General features: G+C 58.5%; 17 protein-coding genes. 4 read left to right on the top strand and 13 right to left on the bottom strand.

What is annotated here, in order from left to right; genetic code table 11:
• The first annotated feature begins 145 nt into the window (after positions 1 to 145).
• On the top strand, positions 146 to 1,759 hold the full coding sequence (nadB, locus tag ABD997_RS10920; RefSeq protein WP_345317048.1) for an L-aspartate oxidase: 1,614 nt from the start codon (positions 146 to 148) through the stop codon (positions 1,757 to 1,759).
• On the opposite strand, the gene ABD997_RS10915 is transcribed toward nadB, so the two are convergent.
• The 10 genes from ABD997_RS10915 to rppH all read right to left on the bottom strand — a co-directional run bounded on the left by ABD997_RS10915 (position 1,729) and on the right by rppH (position 10,858).
• Positions 1,729 to 2,220 carry a protein YgfX gene (locus tag ABD997_RS10915; protein WP_345317047.1) on the bottom strand — a complete coding sequence of 164 codons (492 nt, stop codon included), beginning with the start codon at positions 2,218 to 2,220 and terminating at the stop codon, positions 1,729 to 1,731. The genes nadB and ABD997_RS10915 overlap by 31 nt on opposite strands.
• On the bottom strand, positions 2,144 to 2,410 hold the full coding sequence (locus ABD997_RS10910; protein ID WP_345317046.1) for an FAD assembly factor SdhE: 267 nt from the start codon (positions 2,408 to 2,410) through the stop codon (positions 2,144 to 2,146). Before ABD997_RS10910 ends, ABD997_RS10915 begins: the two co-directional genes overlap by 77 nt.
• Before the next feature lie 29 nt (positions 2,411 to 2,439).
• Complete coding sequence (locus ABD997_RS10905; protein WP_345317045.1) at positions 2,440 to 3,633, bottom strand: Bcr/CflA family multidrug efflux MFS transporter; 1,194 nt, start codon at positions 3,631 to 3,633, stop codon at positions 2,440 to 2,442.
• A 66-nt stretch (positions 3,634 to 3,699) separates the two neighbouring features.
• Entirely contained in the window at positions 3,700 to 4,611 is a 912-nt protein-coding gene (nhaR, locus tag ABD997_RS10900) for a transcriptional activator NhaR (RefSeq protein WP_345317044.1), read from the bottom strand.
• A gap of 10 nt (positions 4,612 to 4,621) precedes the next feature.
• Entirely contained in the window at positions 4,622 to 4,999 is a 378-nt protein-coding gene (locus tag ABD997_RS10895; RefSeq protein ID WP_345317043.1) for a hypothetical protein, read from the bottom strand.
• A gap of 27 nt (positions 5,000 to 5,026) precedes the next feature.
• Entirely contained in the window at positions 5,027 to 6,196 is a 1,170-nt protein-coding gene (gene nhaA / locus ABD997_RS10890) for a Na+/H+ antiporter NhaA (protein ID WP_345317042.1), read from the bottom strand.
• Positions 6,197 to 6,317: 121 nt separating this feature from the next.
• Positions 6,318 to 7,151 (bottom strand): thymidylate synthase, encoded by an 834-nt coding sequence (locus ABD997_RS10885; RefSeq protein ID WP_345317041.1) that lies wholly within the window; start codon positions 7,149 to 7,151, stop codon positions 6,318 to 6,320.
• A complete protein-coding gene (gene lgt / locus ABD997_RS10880; protein ID WP_345317040.1) occupies positions 7,148 to 7,942 on the bottom strand; it encodes a prolipoprotein diacylglyceryl transferase in 795 nt (264 codons plus the stop codon). The genes ABD997_RS10885 and lgt overlap by 4 nt, the downstream gene beginning before the upstream one ends.
• Before the next feature lie 124 nt (positions 7,943 to 8,066).
• Positions 8,067 to 10,301: a phosphoenolpyruvate--protein phosphotransferase gene (gene ptsP, locus ABD997_RS10875; protein WP_345317039.1), complete on the bottom strand. Its 2,235-nt coding sequence runs from the start codon at positions 10,299 to 10,301 to the stop codon at positions 8,067 to 8,069.
• Positions 10,298 to 10,858, bottom strand: coding sequence for an RNA pyrophosphohydrolase (gene rppH / locus ABD997_RS10870; RefSeq protein WP_345317038.1), 561 nt, complete (start codon positions 10,856 to 10,858; stop codon positions 10,298 to 10,300). Before rppH ends, ptsP begins: the two co-directional genes overlap by 4 nt.
• Positions 10,859 to 11,504: 646 nt before the next feature.
• On the opposite strand from rppH, the gene mutH reads away from it, so the two are divergent.
• Together mutH and ABD997_RS10860 are read left to right on the top strand one after the other, a co-directional pair.
• Positions 11,505 to 12,173, top strand: coding sequence for a DNA mismatch repair endonuclease MutH (gene mutH, locus ABD997_RS10865; RefSeq protein WP_345317037.1), 669 nt, complete (start codon positions 11,505 to 11,507; stop codon positions 12,171 to 12,173).
• A 125-nt stretch (positions 12,174 to 12,298) separates the two neighbouring features.
• Complete coding sequence (locus ABD997_RS10860; RefSeq protein ID WP_345317036.1) at positions 12,299 to 13,402, top strand: adenylate/guanylate cyclase domain-containing protein; 1,104 nt, start codon at positions 12,299 to 12,301, stop codon at positions 13,400 to 13,402.
• On the opposite strand, the gene ABD997_RS10855 is transcribed toward ABD997_RS10860, so the two are convergent.
• Complete coding sequence (locus tag ABD997_RS10855) at positions 13,350 to 14,255, bottom strand: hydrogen peroxide-inducible genes activator (protein WP_345317035.1); 906 nt, start codon at positions 14,253 to 14,255, stop codon at positions 13,350 to 13,352. The two genes, ABD997_RS10860 and ABD997_RS10855, sit on opposite strands and share 53 nt — an antisense overlap.
• A gap of 60 nt (positions 14,256 to 14,315) precedes the next feature.
• Entirely contained in the window at positions 14,316 to 14,948 is a 633-nt protein-coding gene (yfbR, locus tag ABD997_RS10850) for a 5'-deoxynucleotidase (RefSeq protein ID WP_345317034.1), read from the bottom strand.
• A 104-nt stretch (positions 14,949 to 15,052) separates the two neighbouring features.
• Between yfbR and ABD997_RS10845 the strand changes: the two genes are divergently transcribed.
• Positions 15,053 to 16,543 carry a GGDEF domain-containing protein gene (locus ABD997_RS10845; protein ID WP_345317033.1) on the top strand — a complete coding sequence of 497 codons (1,491 nt, stop codon included), beginning with the start codon at positions 15,053 to 15,055 and terminating at the stop codon, positions 16,541 to 16,543.
• Positions 16,544 to 16,551: 8 nt separating this feature from the next.
• Here ABD997_RS10845 and ABD997_RS10840 read toward each other — a convergent pair whose 3' ends face one another.
• Positions 16,552 to 17,886: an ATP-binding protein gene (locus tag ABD997_RS10840; RefSeq protein WP_345317032.1), complete on the bottom strand. Its 1,335-nt coding sequence runs from the start codon at positions 17,884 to 17,886 to the stop codon at positions 16,552 to 16,554.
• Positions 17,887 to 18,042 lie beyond the last annotated feature (156 nt).

Raw genomic sequence — 18,042 nt, 5'->3', positions numbered from 1 at the left:
CGCACTAATTCAGACTACGGTGTTTCAAAAAAGTTCGTAATAAAACATGATCCGATGCACAAAACGCCAAGGGGTAATGGGAATTGGGAGTTTGGCATGTTCGGGAGTACCATACGTCAATCGTTTCTAAATAGCATTTTACCGGATGAAACAAGGGCTCGAACACCGCGTAGACGTACTGGTCATCGGCAGCGGTGCTGCCGGATTGACATTGGCTCTGGAGCTGGCGCAACACGCTGATGTCATGGTGATCGCCAAGCGGCGCCTGATGGATGGCTCGACCTACTACGCGCAGGGGGGGATCGCCGCCGTCTTCGATGAAAGCGATACCATCGACTCCCATATAGAGGACACCCTGGTTGCCGGTGCCGGCCTGTGCGAACGGGAGGCGGTGGAATTTACCGCCCGGGAAGCCCGAGCCAGTCTCGAGTGGCTGATCAGTAAAGGGGCAAATTTCGATACCGAAACTGATGCCTGCGGTCACCGTCGCTACCACCTGACCCGGGAGGGTGGACACAGCCATCGGCGCATTTTGCACAGCGCCGACGCCACCGGCAAAGAGGTGCAGCAGACCCTGCAACAGCGCGTCCTGGACCACCCCAATATCCAGGTGATGGAGCGCTATAACGCGGTGGACCTCATCACTGCCAAAAAACTGGGTCAAGCTGGGGAGAATCGGGTGCTTGGTGCCTACGTCTGGAACCGGAACAGCGAAACGGTGGAAACCATCGCTGCGCACTTTGTCGTTCTGGCCACCGGCGGTGCCTCCAAGGTGTATCAATACACCTCAAATCCGGACGTTGCCTCCGGCGACGGTATCGCCATGGCCTGGCGCGCCGGATGCCGGATCGCCAACATGGAGTTCAACCAGTTTCATCCCACCTGCCTCTACCATCCCCAGGCAAAAAACTTTCTGCTCACCGAGGCCCTGCGTGGCGAAGGGGCCCTATTGCGACGCCCCGATGGCAGCCGCTTCATGCCGGACGTGCACGAGCGCGCAGAACTGGCCCCCCGGGATGTGGTCGCGCGCGCCATCGATTACGAGATGAAACGCCTGGGCGCAGACTGCATGTACCTCGATATCAGCCATAAGCCGGCAGATTTCATCATCAAGCATTTCCCGACCATTCATCAGCGCTGCCTGGAGTTGGGGATCGACATCACCCGGGATCCCTTACCCGTCGTACCGGCGGCCCACTACACCTGTGGCGGCGTGATGACAGATCTAACCGGCCGCACAGATTTGAAGGGGCTCTATGCCATCGGCGAGGTCGCCTACACCGGTTTGCATGGGGCCAACCGGATGGCCAGCAACTCGCTGCTGGAGTGCTTGGTGTTTGCCCGGGCAGCGGCTCAGGCTATCGGACAAGGACTCTCCCAGCCGGCTCCCCAACCCCATGACCACCTGCCGGCCTGGGACGACAGTCAGGTGGTGGACTCCGATGAGCAGGTCGTCATCAGCCACAACTGGCACGAGCTACGACTGCTGATGTGGGATTATGTGGGCATCGTACGCAGCGATAAGCGACTGCAGCGCGCCCTGAGACGGGTGGAGATGTTGCAGTCGGAGATCCAGCAGTACTACGCCGACTTTAAGATCAGCAACGACCTGCTGGAACTGCGAAACCTGGTGCAGGTTGCGGAGCTGATCGTGCGCAGCGCCATGGCCCGCAAAGAGAGTCGCGGGCTGCATTTTACCCTGGATTACCCGGCCCCCCTGCCGACCGCTCAGCCGACAGTGCTGACGCCACGGCGCTGAGCCACCAAGACTGCGCGGCAGAGCCGACGCCAGTGTCGCTCTTCGAAGCTGTCGTGGTGACACCAGTGCCAGTACCTTTGTTGACCTGAGACTATCCGCAACAGGGCAATCCCCGGCAGCAGGCGACTGGCGGGGCTCAGTTCAAAGCGCTCCCCAGTCGCGCTCCAGCGCCCCTCCCCGTCCGGGCTGAGGGTGAAGGCCGGGGGCACCATCATCGTCCGTGACCGCCAAATTTGCCACATCAGAAACAGGGTGAGCAGCAGGCGTCCTACCCACCAGAAAGCGTGGATGGGTCCCGGCCAACTCCAGACGGATACCAGTAACAGCAGCAAGCCCGACATCTGGAGATATCGGGCTTGTCGGGAAGGTTGGGGCTGAAAGCGATCAGGCGCCGCGGGCAAGGTTACGCTCCAGGACCAGCGCCACCTGCGCGGCCAAAACCGGATCCGGACATTTCTCATGGCCCATGAACCAGGCGAACAGCTCAGGATCATCACAGGTCAGCAGACGCTCAAATGCTTGCTGCTGCTCAGGTGTCAGTTCCGCATAGTCGTGGTCAACAAAGGGCTCCAACAACACATCCAGTTCCAGCATGCCGCGACGGCAGGCCCACTTCAGACGCCGAATGGCGTTCTCTTGGCCAGTATTCATTCTCTCTCCTTGGGATCGTGCTCGATCTCTTATTCCGCCCGCAGTCTACCACGCCTCGTGTAGATATAGATCCCAGCGGAACAGAGCGAGCACAGTGACATGACCACGACCATGGGCAGAGGCGTTCCGGTGTGCGCCAGGCTGACTCCGATCCCCGCCATCGCCCCGCCGGCAAAGCGCAAACAGCCGCCGAGGGCCGCTACCGAACCACTAAGGTGGGGAAACTGCTGCAGGGACAGACTGGTGGCGTTCGCGGAGACCAGCCCGACGGGGGCGAAGATCAGCATCACCGGCACGACCACGGCCATCAGCGTCCTGACCTCAGCCAGGTATAAACCGAGCAGCAGCGAAGCACCAAAGGCGGAGAGTAACACGCCGTAAAGCAGCATCCTCGGCGATCCCAGCCGGGCCACGTAGCGGGCATTGAGGCTCGTCACCATCATCATGGTGACGATGTTCAGACCAAACAGGTAACCGAAATTTTCCGGTGCCACACCAAAGAATTCGATGTAGACAAAGGGGGCACCGGTAACAAAGGAGAACAGGGCACCCGAAGCGAAGATCCCCACCAGCAGGTAGCTCATGCAAAGGCGGTGACGCAGGATCTTGGCGTATCCGCGCAGCGCCGAACGTAACCCCAGAGCCGGCCGCCCCTCTGCCGGCAGTGTCTCGCCAATGATTCGCCAAAAAAGCACCATCAAAAACAAACTGGTGATGGCCAGGAGAAAAAAGATACTGCGCCACCCCAAGGCAAGCAGAAGATAGCCGCCCATCATCGGTGCAGCTAAAGGGGCGAGGGCCATCACCAGCATGGTGAAACTGACGGCTCGTGCGAACTGGTCACCACCAAACAGGTCCCGCATGATGCCCATCATCACCACCGAACCACTGGCTCCCCCCACCGCCTGCAGTGCCCGGAATCCAAGCAGTTGCTCCAGGTCACCAGAGAGTGCGCAACCCAAGCTGCCCAAGGTGAAGAGGCTCATGCCAAACAGCAGGACCGGGATCCGACCAATGCTATCGGTGATGGGACCGTAAAAGAGCTGTCCGAGAGAGAAGCCCAGCAGGTAAACGCTGACGCTGACCTGTACCTGTTCCACCGGAGCCCCAAACGCCTCGGAGAGTGCCGGGATCGCCGGCAGGTACATGTCAATGGCGAGGGGAGTCAACCCCGCTAAGGCACCGAGCAGGGCGATAAGCAGTGAGTAAGAGGGACGGGACAAAAAGTGGCTTCCGGGAACAACAATCCGGTTAGGATCGCGCTAAACCCCTATCACAGCAAGGACAATTTAATCGGTAGCCAACCGGGAGGCTTCATGACCTGCAAAGAAATCGGCAAAGTTTGCGTCCAGTAGTCTCCGCACCGAGGGGTGCTGGATCATCCTTTCAGCAAACATAACGTGGTACTCCTCCTGCACTTCATCGGTTTCACCGATCAGCACGAAGCCCCGCCCAAGGATCTCCTCTCTGTAGAGGGTCGGGACCACAAACACCCCTTTACTCAGGCGGGCAAACGCCTTCATCATCGCCGCGTCGTCAAACTCCCCCATGATATTGGGACTGAGGCCAATCTCATCAAACCAGCGGATCAACTGCTGACCCAGCGCCGTTCTTCGATGGGGGATCAGCAGGCGAGCCTCGGCAAGGTTTGCAGGGAACTCCCCTTCGATGGGTTTGGATGACACAAAACTGACGCCACACTGACCCAGTTTTTTACTGAGGATCCCGGGGTACTTCAGGGACTCGGAGTCACTGCCGGACAGCACGATGTCCAGCTTGTGCTGTGACAGTCGCTCGATAAGATCATCGTCGCTGGACTCGTAGCAGTTAAGGTGGATTGAGCCATCATCCGGTACCACCGACAAAAGAAGACGACTGGCGAGGGATTTGGACAGGGCATCCGAAGTCCCCACCTCGAACAGGATGGAGCTGTCCTGCGAGTAATTGAGTAGGTCCAGCATCTCGTAGGAGAGGCTGTACATCTTATCGGCGTAACGAAACACCAACTCTCCAAGCTCGGAGGTCACCAGTTGGCGCCCCTGTCGCTTAAACAGCTTTCCCCCCATCCGCTGCTCCAACTGACGGATCTGCCCGGTCACGGTCTGCGGAGTCAAAAAAAGGGCCTCGGCCGCTTTCGCGACCGAACCCTTTTTGCGCACCATCCAGAAATAGTAGAGATGGTTGTAATTCAGATGAGCCATGGGTTCTCGCTTATGGGCACTGCATCAGCTCCGTCAACGCCTGTTTCAGATCGTCCTGAGAACGGATCTCGCCGTCAGCCACCAGATCGCGTACCGCCGTCACCATATGGTCTCGTTGCGGCTGATTCTGCTCGCACAGCGCCCTGTTCGCTTGCTGGAAGCGTTGACCAACGCGATATTTTAGCGCCCGCTCAGAGAGCGACTGGCCTTTGAACGGTTCTGGATGAGCCATCTCCCGCATTATCAAGGCCCCGTCTATCACTCCGGAGAGATAGGCAAGACAGCGCTCCGACGCAGACCCTTCATCACAGTAAGACCAGTCCGGCCCTTGGGCAGAGGCTGGTGCACAGAGCACCAGCGCCAACAGCAATCCCTTTGCATGTTTCATCTTCCCTCACTCATCATGGAGCGGGATCTACTTGGGCTCGGGCAGAATTGCTTTTAGGTAGAAATAACCACCCACCGCCGCGATGCCAGATCCCAAGAGGATCCCGAGTCGTGCCAAGTCTCCATAATTCATCAATCCAGACTCAAAAGACAAGGATGCGATGAACATCGCCATGGTGAAACCGATGGCACAGAGCACCGAGACGCCGAACAGCCCCTTCCAGTTCATGCCTTCCGGCAGCGCGGCCAGTTTCAGCTTCACAGCAATAAGAGAGAAGGACATGATACCCAGCGGCTTACCCAGCAGTAAGCCGAGTGAGATACCGACCGGCAATGCCGCGGTCAGGTCGCTTAACGACATTCCGGAAAGGCTCACGCCGGCGTTGGCGAAGGCAAAAATCGGCAGGATCATGTACGAACTCCAGGGGTGAAGTGCATGCTCCAAATGTTCGCTTGGGCAGTGCCCCTTCTCATCCTTCTTGAGCGGGATGGTAAAGGCCAGAACCACGCCGGCGAGGGTGGCATGAACACCAGACTTGAGCACCGCAACCCAGAGCACCAGGCCGATCAGCATGTAGGGGCCCAAATTACGCACGCCACGTTGGTTCAGAAGCGTCAGCGCAACAACCGCAGCGGCCGCCACAGCCAGGCTGGCCGCGGACAGAGAATCGCTGTAGAACAACGCGATGATAATGATCGCCAGCAGATCATCGATGATCGCCAGGGCCAAGAGGAACACTTTCAGTGAGGAGGGTACCCGGCTGCCCAGCAGGGCAAGGACGCCCAGGGCAAAGGCAATATCCGTCGCCGCCGGGATGGCCCAACCGTTGGCGGCAACGGGATCCGAGTAGTTGAAGGCCAAGTAGACCAACGCCGGGGCAACCATACCCCCGATAGCGGCAAAGGTCGGCAGTGCTGCCTTCTCCTTGCTGGAGAGCGCCCCCTGCAGGAGCTCCCGCTTCACTTCGAGACCAATCAACAGGAAGAAAAATGCCATCAGGAGGTCGTTGATCCACAGCAACATCGGTTTATCGATGTCGAGGGCACCGACCCGCACCTGCACGGGCACGTTCAAAAAGGCCTGGTAAAGATCACTGAGCGGGGAGTTAGCCAAAACCATGGCGATGGCCACGGCGATCATCAGGAGAATTCCACCGGAAGACTCCTGACTTAGAAAGTTTTTAATCGCGTGCTTCATACACTTCTCCAAGGGATAACAGAGTGAGTGTAATCAGAGTCTTACTACCGAGAAAATCGTTTCTTTCTCCGTATATCATCGGGAATACCGAATTGTGAAGTCCATCACGCTCTCTTTGATGTCAAATCGCTACCGGTGCAGGGATATGCGGTTGTGCCACATAATCGTGCAGAACAAAATCTTCATAACGGTAGTCGAAGATGGAATTCGGCTGCCGAACAATTTCCAACCGTGGCAGAGCCGTGGGCTGCCGCTGCAGTTGCAATCCAACCTGCTCGAAGTGGTTACGATAGATATGCACATCGCCGCCGCTCCAGATGAACTCCCCAACCTCCAGTCCACACTGTTGGGCAACCATATGGGTCAGCAAAGCATAGCTCGGAATATTGAACGCCAAACCAAGAAAACAGTCGACGGAACGCTGGGTCAACATGCAGGAGAGTTTGCCATCGGCAACGTAGAATTGAATGAATGCATGACAGGGGGCCAGTGCCATCTTTCCAGCGGCGACATTCTCCTGGGGAGAGAGGGCTTCATCGGGCAGATCAGACGGGTTCCAGGCGGACACGATGATCCTGCGACTGGTGGGACGCTGCTTTAAGTCCTCGATCACTTTAGCGATTTGGTCGATCTCCTCACCCTCCGGCGTTCGCCAGTGGCGCCACTGCACGCCGTAAACCGGCCCAAGCTCTCCCTCTTCCGTGGCCCACTCATTCCAGATCCGAACCCCATTTTCCCTAAGGTATTGCACATTGGTATCGCCGGAGAGAAACCACAGCATCTCGTGGACGATCGATTTCCAGTGCAGCTTCTTGGTGGTCAGCATCGGGAACCCCTGGTTCAGGTCAAAGCGCATCTGGTGACCAAATACAGAGCGGGTACCGGTCCCGGTCCGGTCGCCCCGATCGGTCCCCTGAGTCATCACGTGCTGAAGCAGCTCCAGGTAGGCTTTCATTCTTGTTTCTCCTTTCGCACCGGTCGAACCATCAAATAGAAACCAAACACCAACATCGGAACTGTCAGCAGCTGCCCCATCGTCATCCCAAGGTAGAGGCTCATGTGCGCGTCGGGCTCTCGAACATACTCCACCAGGAAGCGGGAAACGCCATACCCCACGAGGAACAAACCGGAGACGGCACCGGGTTTATCGGTCCGCTTGGAGAACCACCACAGGAGGAGGAACAGCACCAACCCCTCGAGAAAACTTTCATACAGCTGCGAGGGATGACGGGGCAAAGGTCCGGCGCCGGGAAACACGATGCCCCAGGGCATCTCTGTGGTTCGGCCCCACAGCTCACCGTTGATAAAGTTACCGATGCGGCCAAGCCCCAATCCGATAGGGATGGTGGGTGCGATAAGGTCTGCCACTTCCCAGTAGCCCCGCCTCTGCCGCCAAGCGACAAAGCCCATGGCGGTGATCACCCCGATCAGGCCTCCGTGGAACGACATGCCGCCGTCGGAAATACGGAACAGGTAAAGAGGATCTTCCAGCAGCCACTGCCAGCCGTAAAACAGCACATAGCCCAGTCGGCCTCCGACGATCACCCCCAAAAAGCAGTAGAACAGCAGGTCAGCCACCTGATCCCGAGTCCAGCCGGAATTGGGTTTATCCGCATGGCGATTAAGCATCCACATCGCCCCGAGCAGCCCGAGCAGATACATCATACCGTACCAGTGCAGCGCGATCGGTCCGATGGCGACAATCACGGGATCAATGTTGGGAAAGGTAAACCAAGGTTCTGACATGCCGGGCTCAATTAGGAAAGTGACTGATAAAATAGGGCTCTAGGATAGAGACTCTGTTTCGCTTGGGCAATGCCGGCGCCCTGGGACCCGTGAGCTTGATAGGTAACGCCGTCGCCGCACGGCGCTATCGCGCATAGAAGGGCAACAGTTTGGCCAGCGCCGGCTGGTGGAGCTGAGCCTGCAACAAGCGATGCACCGTTTTGCTGTCCTCCGCGCTCAGCAGCGCCTGACGCAGGGCGCTCAACTGTGCAAAATCCAGGTGGCGGATCAGGTAGTGGATCGCCCCCAGGGCATTCACGTTCATGCTCAACCGCCGATAGCCGAGTGAGAGCAGCATCAAGGCTCCGGGCAACTCCGATGCCAGCTCACCACAGAGACTCAGCTTCTCCACCGGACACTGACGCGCCACCATCTCCAGGGCCGACAGCACGGCCGGATGGTAGGGGTCATACTGCTCCCCCACCTGGGCATTGTTTCGATCCACCGCCAGCAGGTACTGGGTCAAATCGTTACTCCCAACCGAAACAAAATCTATTTCACTCAACCAGTTGGAGAGTTGAAGCACCGCTGCAGGCACCTCAACCATGATCCCCAGCGGTGGTGTTCTGACCGGCTGCGCCAACTCCTCGGTCAACTCCTGCACTGTCCGGCTCAACAGCCGGCGGCACTGACGGATCTCATCCAGGTGGGAGATCATCGGCACCATGATCTGCAGGTTGTTCAGGCCTTGATCGGCCCGCACCAAGGCGCGCAACTGGCCGAGGAACAGCTCAGGGTGATCCAGCGACAAGCGCACCCCGCGCCAGCCTAGGAAGGGGTTCTCCTCGCGGATAGGCAGGTAGGGCAGTGGTTTATCCCCGCCCACATCCAGCGTGCGGATCACCACTGGCTTGCCCGCCGCCTGCGACAGCAGTTGACGGTAGAAGCGCTCCTGCTGTAACTCGGTGGGGAAATGGTTAAAGGACATGAACAGCGCTTCGGTGCGTAGCAGGCCAACCCCGGCAAGCCCCGCTCTTTGCAGCCGGCCACTGCCTAGCTCCAGATCCGCATTGATCTGCAACGACACCTGGACCCCATCCTGGCTGATACAGGGCTGCACCAGCTCGGCATCAAGATCAGCCTGACGCTGCTCTCGACTGCGTTTGATCTGCCGGTACTGCTGCAACAGGCCTTCGTCCGGTTCAAGCCAGAACTGGCCTCCCAAGGCATCCAGGAGCAGGATTTTCCCCTCCAGCTGCTGAGCGCGCGCACCGTCCACCGCCACCAGGGCTGGGATCCCCATCGCTCTGGCCAGTATCGCGGCATGGGAGTTGACACCACCTTTGAGGCTAATTATCCCCGCCAACTTCTCCACTGGCACCTCGGCCAGCATGGTGGCGCTGATCTCCTTATCCACCAGGATCACCGGCTCCTGCCAGCGCTCCTGACGGCCACCGGGCCGGGCCAGTTGTTCCAGCACCCGCTGTCCCAGATCACGAACGTCCGCTGCCCGTTCACGCAGGTACTCATCCTCCATCGCCTCGAATCGTTCGACGGTTTCCGACACCACCTTAGATACCGCAGTTTCCGCGCTCCAGCCCGCCTGACACTGACGCTGTAGCGCGCGATGCAACATCTTGTCCTCCAACAGCAGCTGAAAACTGTCGAAGATCTGGAGGATCTCCTCACCCAGGTCGTCATCGAGCCGGGTCATCAACCGCTCCAACTCCTCCGAGGTACGGGAAAGCGCCGACGCCAAACGAGCCCACTCGCTCTGAGGGTGGTCGGCCCGTTGAGGAGGTCGCTTAAGACTGACCCGGGGGCGGGCCAGGCACGCTGTAGCGATGGCAACCCCCGGGGCGGCGCTGAGTGCCTTGAAGTGGTGCTGGCGCTGGGTAAAAGTGCGGGTCAGCGCCCGACCGCGCAGTTCCGGCGCCAGTTGGGACGCGAGAGTGAGGACAAAGGACTCCTCCTCCTCACTGAACTGACGCGCGGCTTTTTGCTGCACGACCAGAACGCCAACCAGCTTGCGACGATGAATCAGGGGGACCGCCAGAAACGCTCGGAACGGCTCCTCTGCCGTCATGGGCAATGGTTTGAAGGCGGGATGGAGCGGGGCATCGGCCAGATTGAGGATCTCCTCCCGCTGCGCGGCGGTTCCGACGATCCCCTCTCCCAGGCGAAGGCGGGCCCGCCCAACGGACTCGGGCGCCAATCCCTGAGTGGCACAAAGCACCAGACCTTGGTCGTCATTCAGGTAGAGTGAGCAGCAGTCGGCACCAAGCGCCTCCTTGGTCAGTTGCACCAGCTCCTCAACCGAATGCTCTACCGATTCGGCTTGACTGACGCGCTGCACAATCTGACGCAAGGTATGGATCATCGGCTTCGACGCCTTCGGCGATGGCGGGGTGCCTCCGTCCGATCCTTGGAGCTGGATTTGAGGGGTTTGGCCACCGGTGGTTGACCCCAGAGGGCCACCGGAATGAACTCGTTTAAAGCCTTACGGTACACCTCTCGCTTGAAAGAGACCACCTGTCGCACCGGGTACCAGTAGCTGACCCATCGCCAGTCATCGAACTCCGGGTGAGACGTGGCCGAAAGGTTGATACGGGACTCTGAAGTCTGGATCTGCAGCAGAAACCATTTCTGTTTTTGACCGATGCACACCGGTTTGCTGTCGTGGCGCACCAGGCGCTTCGGCAAACGGTAACGCAACCAGGAACGACTGCGGGCCAGGATGCGGACATCCTCTTTCTTCAGGCCCACCTCTTCATACAGCTCCCGATAAAGCGTCTGTTCCGGGCTTTCACCCTCATTGACGCCACCTTGGGGAAACTGCCAGGAGTGTTGGCCATGACGTCGTGCCCACAAAACCTGACCCTGTCGGTTACAGATAATGATCCCAACATTGGCTCGAAAGCCGTCGTTATCGATCACACGCTATTCCGATAAAATTCGTAACTTGTTGGGATTGTTCCACAAAGCCTCCCCCTCAGCAATCGCGGTGGCGTTGCCCCTCTTCGGCAAGTTATAAACAGAAGATACCCACAGACTCTGTGGATAACCAGGTGAATAACTGTCAGGATCTGTATGATAACCACACTCCCCTATCGCCCAGGGTATATAAACCACCCACGAAACAAAAATAAACAGATAAAAATCATGCACATAAATAAAAGCCGAGTGCGCTTGTCGTAGAACACAGGAATTTGCTCAGGGATTCGACAATCGGGCACAAGATCCGGAAGTCCTCGAAAACCCCCAAGGTTATCCACATTTTGATCCGATCCTTGCCGGGACTTGCCCAATGAGCCCGAGGTTTACGGCAAGTTTTATCAGTTATCCCAACATCTTGTGGATGAGACTGTGCATAATGCCCCCCAAGTTTCCCCAGAGTGGGGACAATTCGGGAAAAGCTGCCAAACAGGGACATGATAAATCCCATATTTTCATTCACTTATCCTAAAAAAGGTCTGTTGGTAACTCTCGAGATGAAAAAGTGGTGATTTTATAACCGCACCCGCTGGGCAATGAGCGGTCGGTGGGGCTGGTGGTCTGAGGGGCGTGACTTTATAATGCCGCCATGCAAATCCCCCCACCCACCTCCATCGACCAACTGCTCGAACGTGCCCACCATATTGCCGGCTGGCAACTCGGTGAATTGGCTTTGGCATTGCAGGTTCAGCCACCGCAAGACCTGCGCCGCCACAAGGGCTGGAGCGGCCAGTTGCTGGAGCTTTGGCTGGGTGCCAGCGCCGGTTCTCGCCCCGAACCCGACTTCCCCGAGTTGGGCGTGGAGCTGAAAACCATTCCCGTGGACAACCAGGGTGCCCCGCTGGAGTCCACCTACATCTGTGTCTGCCCCTTGACGGGTCTGCAGGGGCTGAGATGGCAGGATTCGGTGGTGTACCACAAGTTACGGCAGGTGCTCTGGATCCCGATCCAGGGTGATCGCCGCCTGCCCCCCTCGGATCGGATCATCGGTATGCCGTTGCTCTGGCACCCCACGCCCGACCAGATGCAGCAGCTGCAGCAAGATTGGGAGGAGCTAACCGAACAGGTCGCCTTGGGGCAGGTCGAACGCATCACCGCCCACCAGGGGGAAGTACTTCAGCTACGCCCTAAAGCCGCCAACCGTCGGGTCCTTACCGATGCCATTGGCCCGGAGGGCGAGGTGATCCGCACCCTACCCCGAGGTTTTTATCTTCGAAGCCGATTTACCAAGGCATTGCTGCAAAGCCATTTTCTATGACATGGATCATCTTTATTGCGTTGATAGTGCCTTAGGTCACTAGATGAAGCGGAGCTAATTGATTAGAATCCGCCGCGCACAACCCTATTTTCCTTTCCTACTAAGCGATACAGCAGTACTTTATCTTGCAAGCTGGCCACGAACTCAGAAAATTTACCTTCGCTGTTATCGCCTGGACTTTGGCGATGGGTGTCTTTGTCTTCTTCCGGTATGCCCAAAGCCCGGAGACGATGGCGTGGGCTGCCACCAGCGCCGACATGATCACGCTGAGCCTCTATCTCGGAACCATTCTGGGCTGCCTGCACTGGCTATCCAACCTGATCAGCGCCACCAGCCCTATCCGCCGCATGAGCTATGTGGTGATCGTCGTCTTCAAGGGCCTTTTCCTGTTGATCGGGGCACTGCTGCTGATCAAAATCACGCTCTGGATCAACACCTGGACCCCCTCCCCGCACCTGGACTTGGAGTACAGCGCACTCACCCAGAACATCCTCAATAGCCCGGCCACTCAATCACTGATTATCTACCTGGTTTGGGTACGTCTCTGTCTGGCGTTCCTGGAGCAGATGGTGTTGCTGGTGGGCCAGCGCAACCTGATCAACATGGGGCTTGGCAAGTATCACCGTCCACGGCAGGAGCACCGGTTGTTCCTCTATATCGATATGGTCGGCTCAACCGCACACGCGGAAGCCCTGGGTGATTACCGCTTCAGCCGCCTGGTGCAGGATTGTTTCGACCTGCTTTCTCGCTGCGTTCAGCAGCAGCGGGGGGAGATCTACCGTTACATCGGTGATGCGGTCATGATCAGCTGGAAGATGGGGCCCCGACAGGAGCTGGAGCGGCCGCTGGATCTCTACCACGAGTTCGTACAGATGCTGTACTGGAACCGACACTACTTCCAGGAGCAGTACGGTTTCCTACCCAGATTCAAGGGTGCCGTCCATGGAGGAAAGGTGATGACCGCCGTCGTGGGCGTGACCAAGCAGGAGATCAGCTACTTTTCTGACGTGCTCAACACCCTGGCCCGCTTGCAGGACCAGTGCGGTCCCCTGAAGCGTGATCTGCTGATCTCCGGACAGATTGCGTCCCAGCTGGCGCAGGATAACCATTACCAGCTGGATTCCATCGGTCCCATGCGATTAAAAGGCAAGCAGCATGAGGTCGAGGTTTACGCCGTTACGGCCCCTTCGCCGGCAACAGTGTCTGGATCAGTTGCCCAAGTGTCCTGAAAGTACGCAGGCGACTCGAGGTCTGGCGCCAGACCAAACCTATCTCCCGGTAGGGCGCTTCTCCAGGAGGCTGGTATACCTCCAGGTCCGTACCATTGAGAATGCCCGCATCGATCGCCATCTGCGGCAGGAATGTGGTGCCCAGTTTGCTGTCCACCATCTGCACCAAGGTATGCAGGCTGGTGGCAGCAAATGGATTAATCTTCGTCCGGTTTTTCATCTCACAGGCACTGATAGCATGGCCGGTGATGCAATGCTCCCGCTGCAACAGGAAGATACTCTCATCCGGCAGGGCCTCATACTCGATCTCCCCCAGCAAAGGCTGATCCCGATGAGCAACCAGCTTGAAGGGGTCCACGCCCACGGACATGCTGTGGAAGCCGCTGGTATCCACCGGTAACGCCAGGAGAAGCAGGTCCAGCTCACCACTGCCCAAGGCCGCGATTAGGTTTTCCGTGGTGTCCTCCCGAAGCAGTAGGCTGAGGCCCGGGTACTCCTTGCCAACGACCTTAACGACCCGATTAAGCAGAAACGGGGCGATGGTAGGGATGCAACCCAGGCGGATGGTGCCGGACATAGGTTCACCCGCGCTTCGGGCCAGGTCCGTCATCTCCTGAACCGACGCCAGCAGGTTTCGCGAGCGATTGACCACCTCCTCGCCCAATGCCGTGAACATAAAGGATTTGTGGTCCCGTTCGATCAACTGACCACCGAGCTGCTCCTCCAGGTTCTGGATCCCGGAGGAGAGGGTCGACTGGCTGACGTGGCACGCCTTGGCGGCTCGATTGAAGTTTTGCTCTCGGTGCAGCTGCACCAGGTAGTAGAGATTCTTTAGGCTCGGAAGTTTGCTCATGGGTTTTCCGATTATAAATAGTTTGTTTATACGTTTATCTCATATTTCGGCCACACCGTCCTACTCTTTCTCCCCACTTGTGCCCTGAGGCTCAAATGCCGCCTCCACCAGATCATCGATGGTCATATGGAAAGCCGGCACGAAGTGGGCCATGAACCAACCCACCTCCGGGAGATCGTCGATAAAGGGCTGCAGCGCCGCCAGCACTTTCCGCTCCGTCCCTTCAAACTCGGTATTACCCGCCCTAAGCTCTGACAGCGCCTTGGTATAGGCGGAGAGCAGATCTGCCGCCTTGACGAATCGGGCTAGCTCCTCCTCCTCATCATGACCAAGCAGAGGGGCGTAGCTGGGCTTGAGCACCTCGGGGATGGTGCCCAGCATCAGGTCGGCTGCGATCGCCTCCATCTCCCGGCAAAGCGCCAGCATCCTTGGTGCCGCGTACTTCACCCCGCTGTTCACATCCTCGGTCAGCACCTCAGGGGCATCGTGGAACAGGGCTGCTACCGCCAGCTGGTTCTCATCCAAAGGGGGCTGGTCAGGGAATACCCGGTTGCGGATCACCCCCAGGGCGTGAGCAAACAGGGCGACCTGAAAGCTGTGCTCTGCCACATTTTCCGTGCGCGTTGGGTTGGACTTCCCCCATCTATGCACATTCTGCATTCGCGACAGCAGTGCGAAGAATACCGGTTGCATAGGGTCTCCTTAAGTCAGAACTAGGTGATTTTAATAAGAAAAATTAGGCTGGCCCGCCGGATCTGTAAATGTTAAAAATGACTCACCATGGAATGGATTGGTTAATGGCAAGGATGGCAATAACCGGTATCGGATGGCTTCGAGGTGGGGTGGGCATACTGCTCTGCCTGGGGGTTTTCTATTTTGCATTGGAGCTGGCCACCCCGCTGGGGCTCGCGCCCCTGAACGAGCGCCCCCGCACCCTGCTTCTCGATGCTCACCATCCACTGAACCTGTTCAGCGTTACGCCGCAGTCGCTACAGTTACAGCAGGGCCCCGAGGTACTGCTGAGTACCCTCGGTGTCAGTACCCTTACCCAACCGGTGCAGCAATTTACCTTCGACAAGCCCGCCCTAGTGCAGTTGCAGTGGCAGCCCATGGGCAGCGCCCGACTCTGGACTGGTCCCGCAAACGCTCGCCTCAGTGCGCTACTGGCCGGCGCTGCCGCGGCCCTTTTCTCCATCCAACTGATGCTGAGTGCCGGGCAAACTCGGCGTTTGCTGCAACAGGCAGCCCTGAGTGTCTGGGTGCTGCTGTTTTTCCTCACTCCCCCCCTGGTCGCTGCCCCGCTATTAATCTTGCTGTCAGCAATCAGCTTTCCCCCACCGCCCCAATGGCGCTGGCCCCTGGGCACGACGGTTGCCGCTCTGCTGGTAAGCACTGTGGTCATTGACGCATTGTGGCTGCTCGACAGCAACCTGCTAAGCTGGTTGCCTCTGCTGACCCTGTGTCCTCTGCTGTGTTGGCAGGTGACGCTCCCCGCACTCAGTGCCATGGAGCGTCTGTTGCCGCTGCCATTGCTGCTGTGTGCCATTGAGCTGCCATTGCGGTCGGCCACGCCTGTGGCAATAGCACTGACGCTGCTGCTCCTGTGGCAGTATGCGCAACTCTCCCGCCCCCTGCTCAAGCTCTCCAGAACGCTCGCCCTCAGGCGCCCTCAGGACCCCCAGCCGGAGTCACATCTGCCGACCCTCAACAGGCTGAAAACCCAGATCCGCTCCCTCACGGACAAGAACCGCATTCTGCATGAGAAAAGCCTGGTTGACCCACTCACAGGACTGCGCAACCGGCAGCACTTCAACGACCAGTATCGATCAGAGCTTCAATGCAGTGCCCGAAACCAAACGCCCTTGGGACTATTGATGGTCGATATTGATTATTTCAAGCAGATTAATGACAACTATGGGCATCCTGCGGGCGATGCCGTGCTGCAAGAGGTGGCGCGGCGGCTCTACTACAGACTACGCCGGCCCGCCGACGCCTTGTGCCGTTTTGGGGGAGAGGAGTTCGTGATCCTGCTGCCGGATACCAATGAGCAGGGGGCCCAGCACGTTGCGGAGGTGCTCCGCAGGGCCATTAGTGAGCGGCCCTACGTCGTTGGGAAGGAGAGCTTGAAGCTGAGTATCAGCATCGGCTGCGCCAGTGAGGTCTACGTCAGCTCGCAGCCGCAACAACAGCTCCTGAAACTGGCAGATGATGCGCTCTATCAGGCCAAGCTGCAGGGCCGAAACCGGGTGGTATGCGCCCGGTCGGCACCACTTCCGGCGCTCTCTTGAGGGCTCAGTTAACCTTGGTAGCGGGGCAGCAGCAGGGTCTGCTGGGCACCCACGTTGGCACGGGGCTCGGCCCCGCCCAGGTTAACGCCATAGGCTTGTGCCAGGCGTCTCACACTGGAACCGATGGCGGAGCCCTGCTCCGAACTCCCCCAATCCGGGCGAACCGCCGAACCGGCGCCCGGCCGCGGCGTCGCAAATGTCAGCTTCAGGTGCTCCCCCTGAGGGGTCACTGCAATCACAACCCGCTCACCGCGGAGACTGTGCCGGAATACCGACTCGAGCACAGAATCCAACACCACCTGCAGTACCGCCGGAGGCAGCTCGACCGGACCCAATCCGGAGCAATCCTGCAACTCAATCATCAACTGACGTTTCTTCGCAAGAGGCCTGGCCCGGCGGATGCAAGCGGCCAACTCGTCGGCCAGCGACAGAGGCTCACTGGCCTCATGCTTGCCCTCCTCCAGGGCCATCGTCAGCTGCCGCAACTGCAGCTGGCGACGGATCTTCTCCAGCAGATACTGGGCGCGAACGCTACCCAGCTCTCCATCGGCGATCGCCCGCTCCAACTTGGCTACGGACGATTGCAGCTTGGCTACCGTATGACGACTCCAGTTCAGTTGTTGCCGCTGCCGATCATCGCTACGCCGTTTCTGCAGGAGGATCCCCTGGTGCAGCCTATCCAGCTCCTTGGGCCAGCCCCCCTGCGGGAGATCCGAGATCGACGAGCTGGTCATCATCAACTGGGTATAGCGGCGCAAGGGACGCAGGATCAGGTAAGCCCCGCCAAAGATAACCACACCGGCCAATCCCAGTATCAAAAACCAGGCCTGGAGTCCGATACGCTCGAGGGCATCACGGCTGAGCGAGACCGGCAGCGAGGCAGGATAAGCACCCTGCAGCCAGACATCGTGCTTGACCGAGTAGATAGAGTGGACTCGCCACGCCTGGCCACCCAACTGCTGGTCGTCAAACCCGCTCTGGGTCAGCCTCAAGGCGGTGTCATGCTGACAAACCGGGGCGAGCAGACCGCGAACGCAGTGATCGCCACGCCAGAGCTGAATCCGAAAAGGCGTGGGCGCATGGCCCTCGAACGACTCCAACTCCGGTTCGATGGGCAGCTGGGCGTGATCCAGGGATTCAATGAGGTTGGAGAGACGTTGCTTCAGACTCAGGCCGCTGTGCTCCATCTCGACAAAGCGCAACAACTGCTGGTTGCGAAACACCAGGTTACCGTCCAGCAGGGCGCGGGACTTAGCGATGCCGACATGGTACGCCACGGCCACGCCCAAGCCGCTGCACAGCAGCAGAAGCAGGACGAGCCAAACCACAATTTGTCGGTACATCGATGTCACAGCAGGAAGTCCCTTAACCAAGCGGCGAAAAGTCGCGCAGTTTGCCATCACAGCCCGAGCTTGACCAGAGATCGGGATCACCCTTTTGCCTGTTGCCGATCACCAAGTGTTTACGACAGCGAAAAAAACGCTTTCCCGGTTAAACCT

The sequence above is a fragment of the Ferrimonas gelatinilytica genome, from assembly GCF_039544205.1.
GTDB lineage: Bacteria > Pseudomonadota > Gammaproteobacteria > Enterobacterales > Shewanellaceae > Ferrimonas > Ferrimonas gelatinilytica.
Note: the sequence above shows the minus strand (reverse complement) of the source record. Positions and strands in the feature narration are given on the sequence as shown.

Excerpts from the sequence above, each read along its gene's own strand:
- nadB (WP_345317048.1), top strand. The coding sequence starts at position 146 with ATGAAACAAGGGCTCGAACACCGCGTAGACGTACTGGTCATCGGCAGC.
- ABD997_RS10915 (WP_345317047.1), bottom strand. The coding sequence starts at position 2,220 with ATGAGAAATGTCCGGATCCGGTTTTGGCCGCGCAGGTGGCGCTGGTCC.
- ABD997_RS10910 (WP_345317046.1), bottom strand. The coding sequence starts at position 2,410 with ATGAATACTGGCCAAGAGAACGCCATTCGGCGTCTGAAGTGGGCCTGC.
- nhaR (WP_345317044.1), bottom strand. The coding sequence starts at position 4,611 with ATGGCTCATCTGAATTACAACCATCTCTACTATTTCTGGATGGTGCGC.
- ABD997_RS10895 (WP_345317043.1), bottom strand. The coding sequence starts at position 4,999 with ATGAAACATGCAAAGGGATTGCTGTTGGCGCTGGTGCTCTGTGCACCA.
- nhaA (WP_345317042.1), bottom strand. The coding sequence starts at position 6,196 with ATGAAGCACGCGATTAAAAACTTTCTAAGTCAGGAGTCTTCCGGTGGA.
- ABD997_RS10885 (WP_345317041.1), bottom strand. The coding sequence starts at position 7,151 with ATGAAAGCCTACCTGGAGCTGCTTCAGCACGTGATGACTCAGGGGACC.
- lgt (WP_345317040.1), bottom strand. The coding sequence starts at position 7,942 with ATGTCAGAACCTTGGTTTACCTTTCCCAACATTGATCCCGTGATTGTC.
- ptsP (WP_345317039.1), bottom strand. The coding sequence starts at position 10,301 with ATGATCCATACCTTGCGTCAGATTGTGCAGCGCGTCAGTCAAGCCGAA.
- mutH (WP_345317037.1), top strand. The coding sequence starts at position 11,505 with ATGCAAATCCCCCCACCCACCTCCATCGACCAACTGCTCGAACGTGCC.
- ABD997_RS10855 (WP_345317035.1), bottom strand. The coding sequence starts at position 14,255 with ATGAGCAAACTTCCGAGCCTAAAGAATCTCTACTACCTGGTGCAGCTG.
- yfbR (WP_345317034.1), bottom strand. The coding sequence starts at position 14,948 with ATGCAACCGGTATTCTTCGCACTGCTGTCGCGAATGCAGAATGTGCAT.
- ABD997_RS10845 (WP_345317033.1), top strand. The coding sequence starts at position 15,053 with ATGGCAAGGATGGCAATAACCGGTATCGGATGGCTTCGAGGTGGGGTG.
- ABD997_RS10840 (WP_345317032.1), bottom strand. The coding sequence starts at position 17,886 with ATGTACCGACAAATTGTGGTTTGGCTCGTCCTGCTTCTGCTGCTGTGC.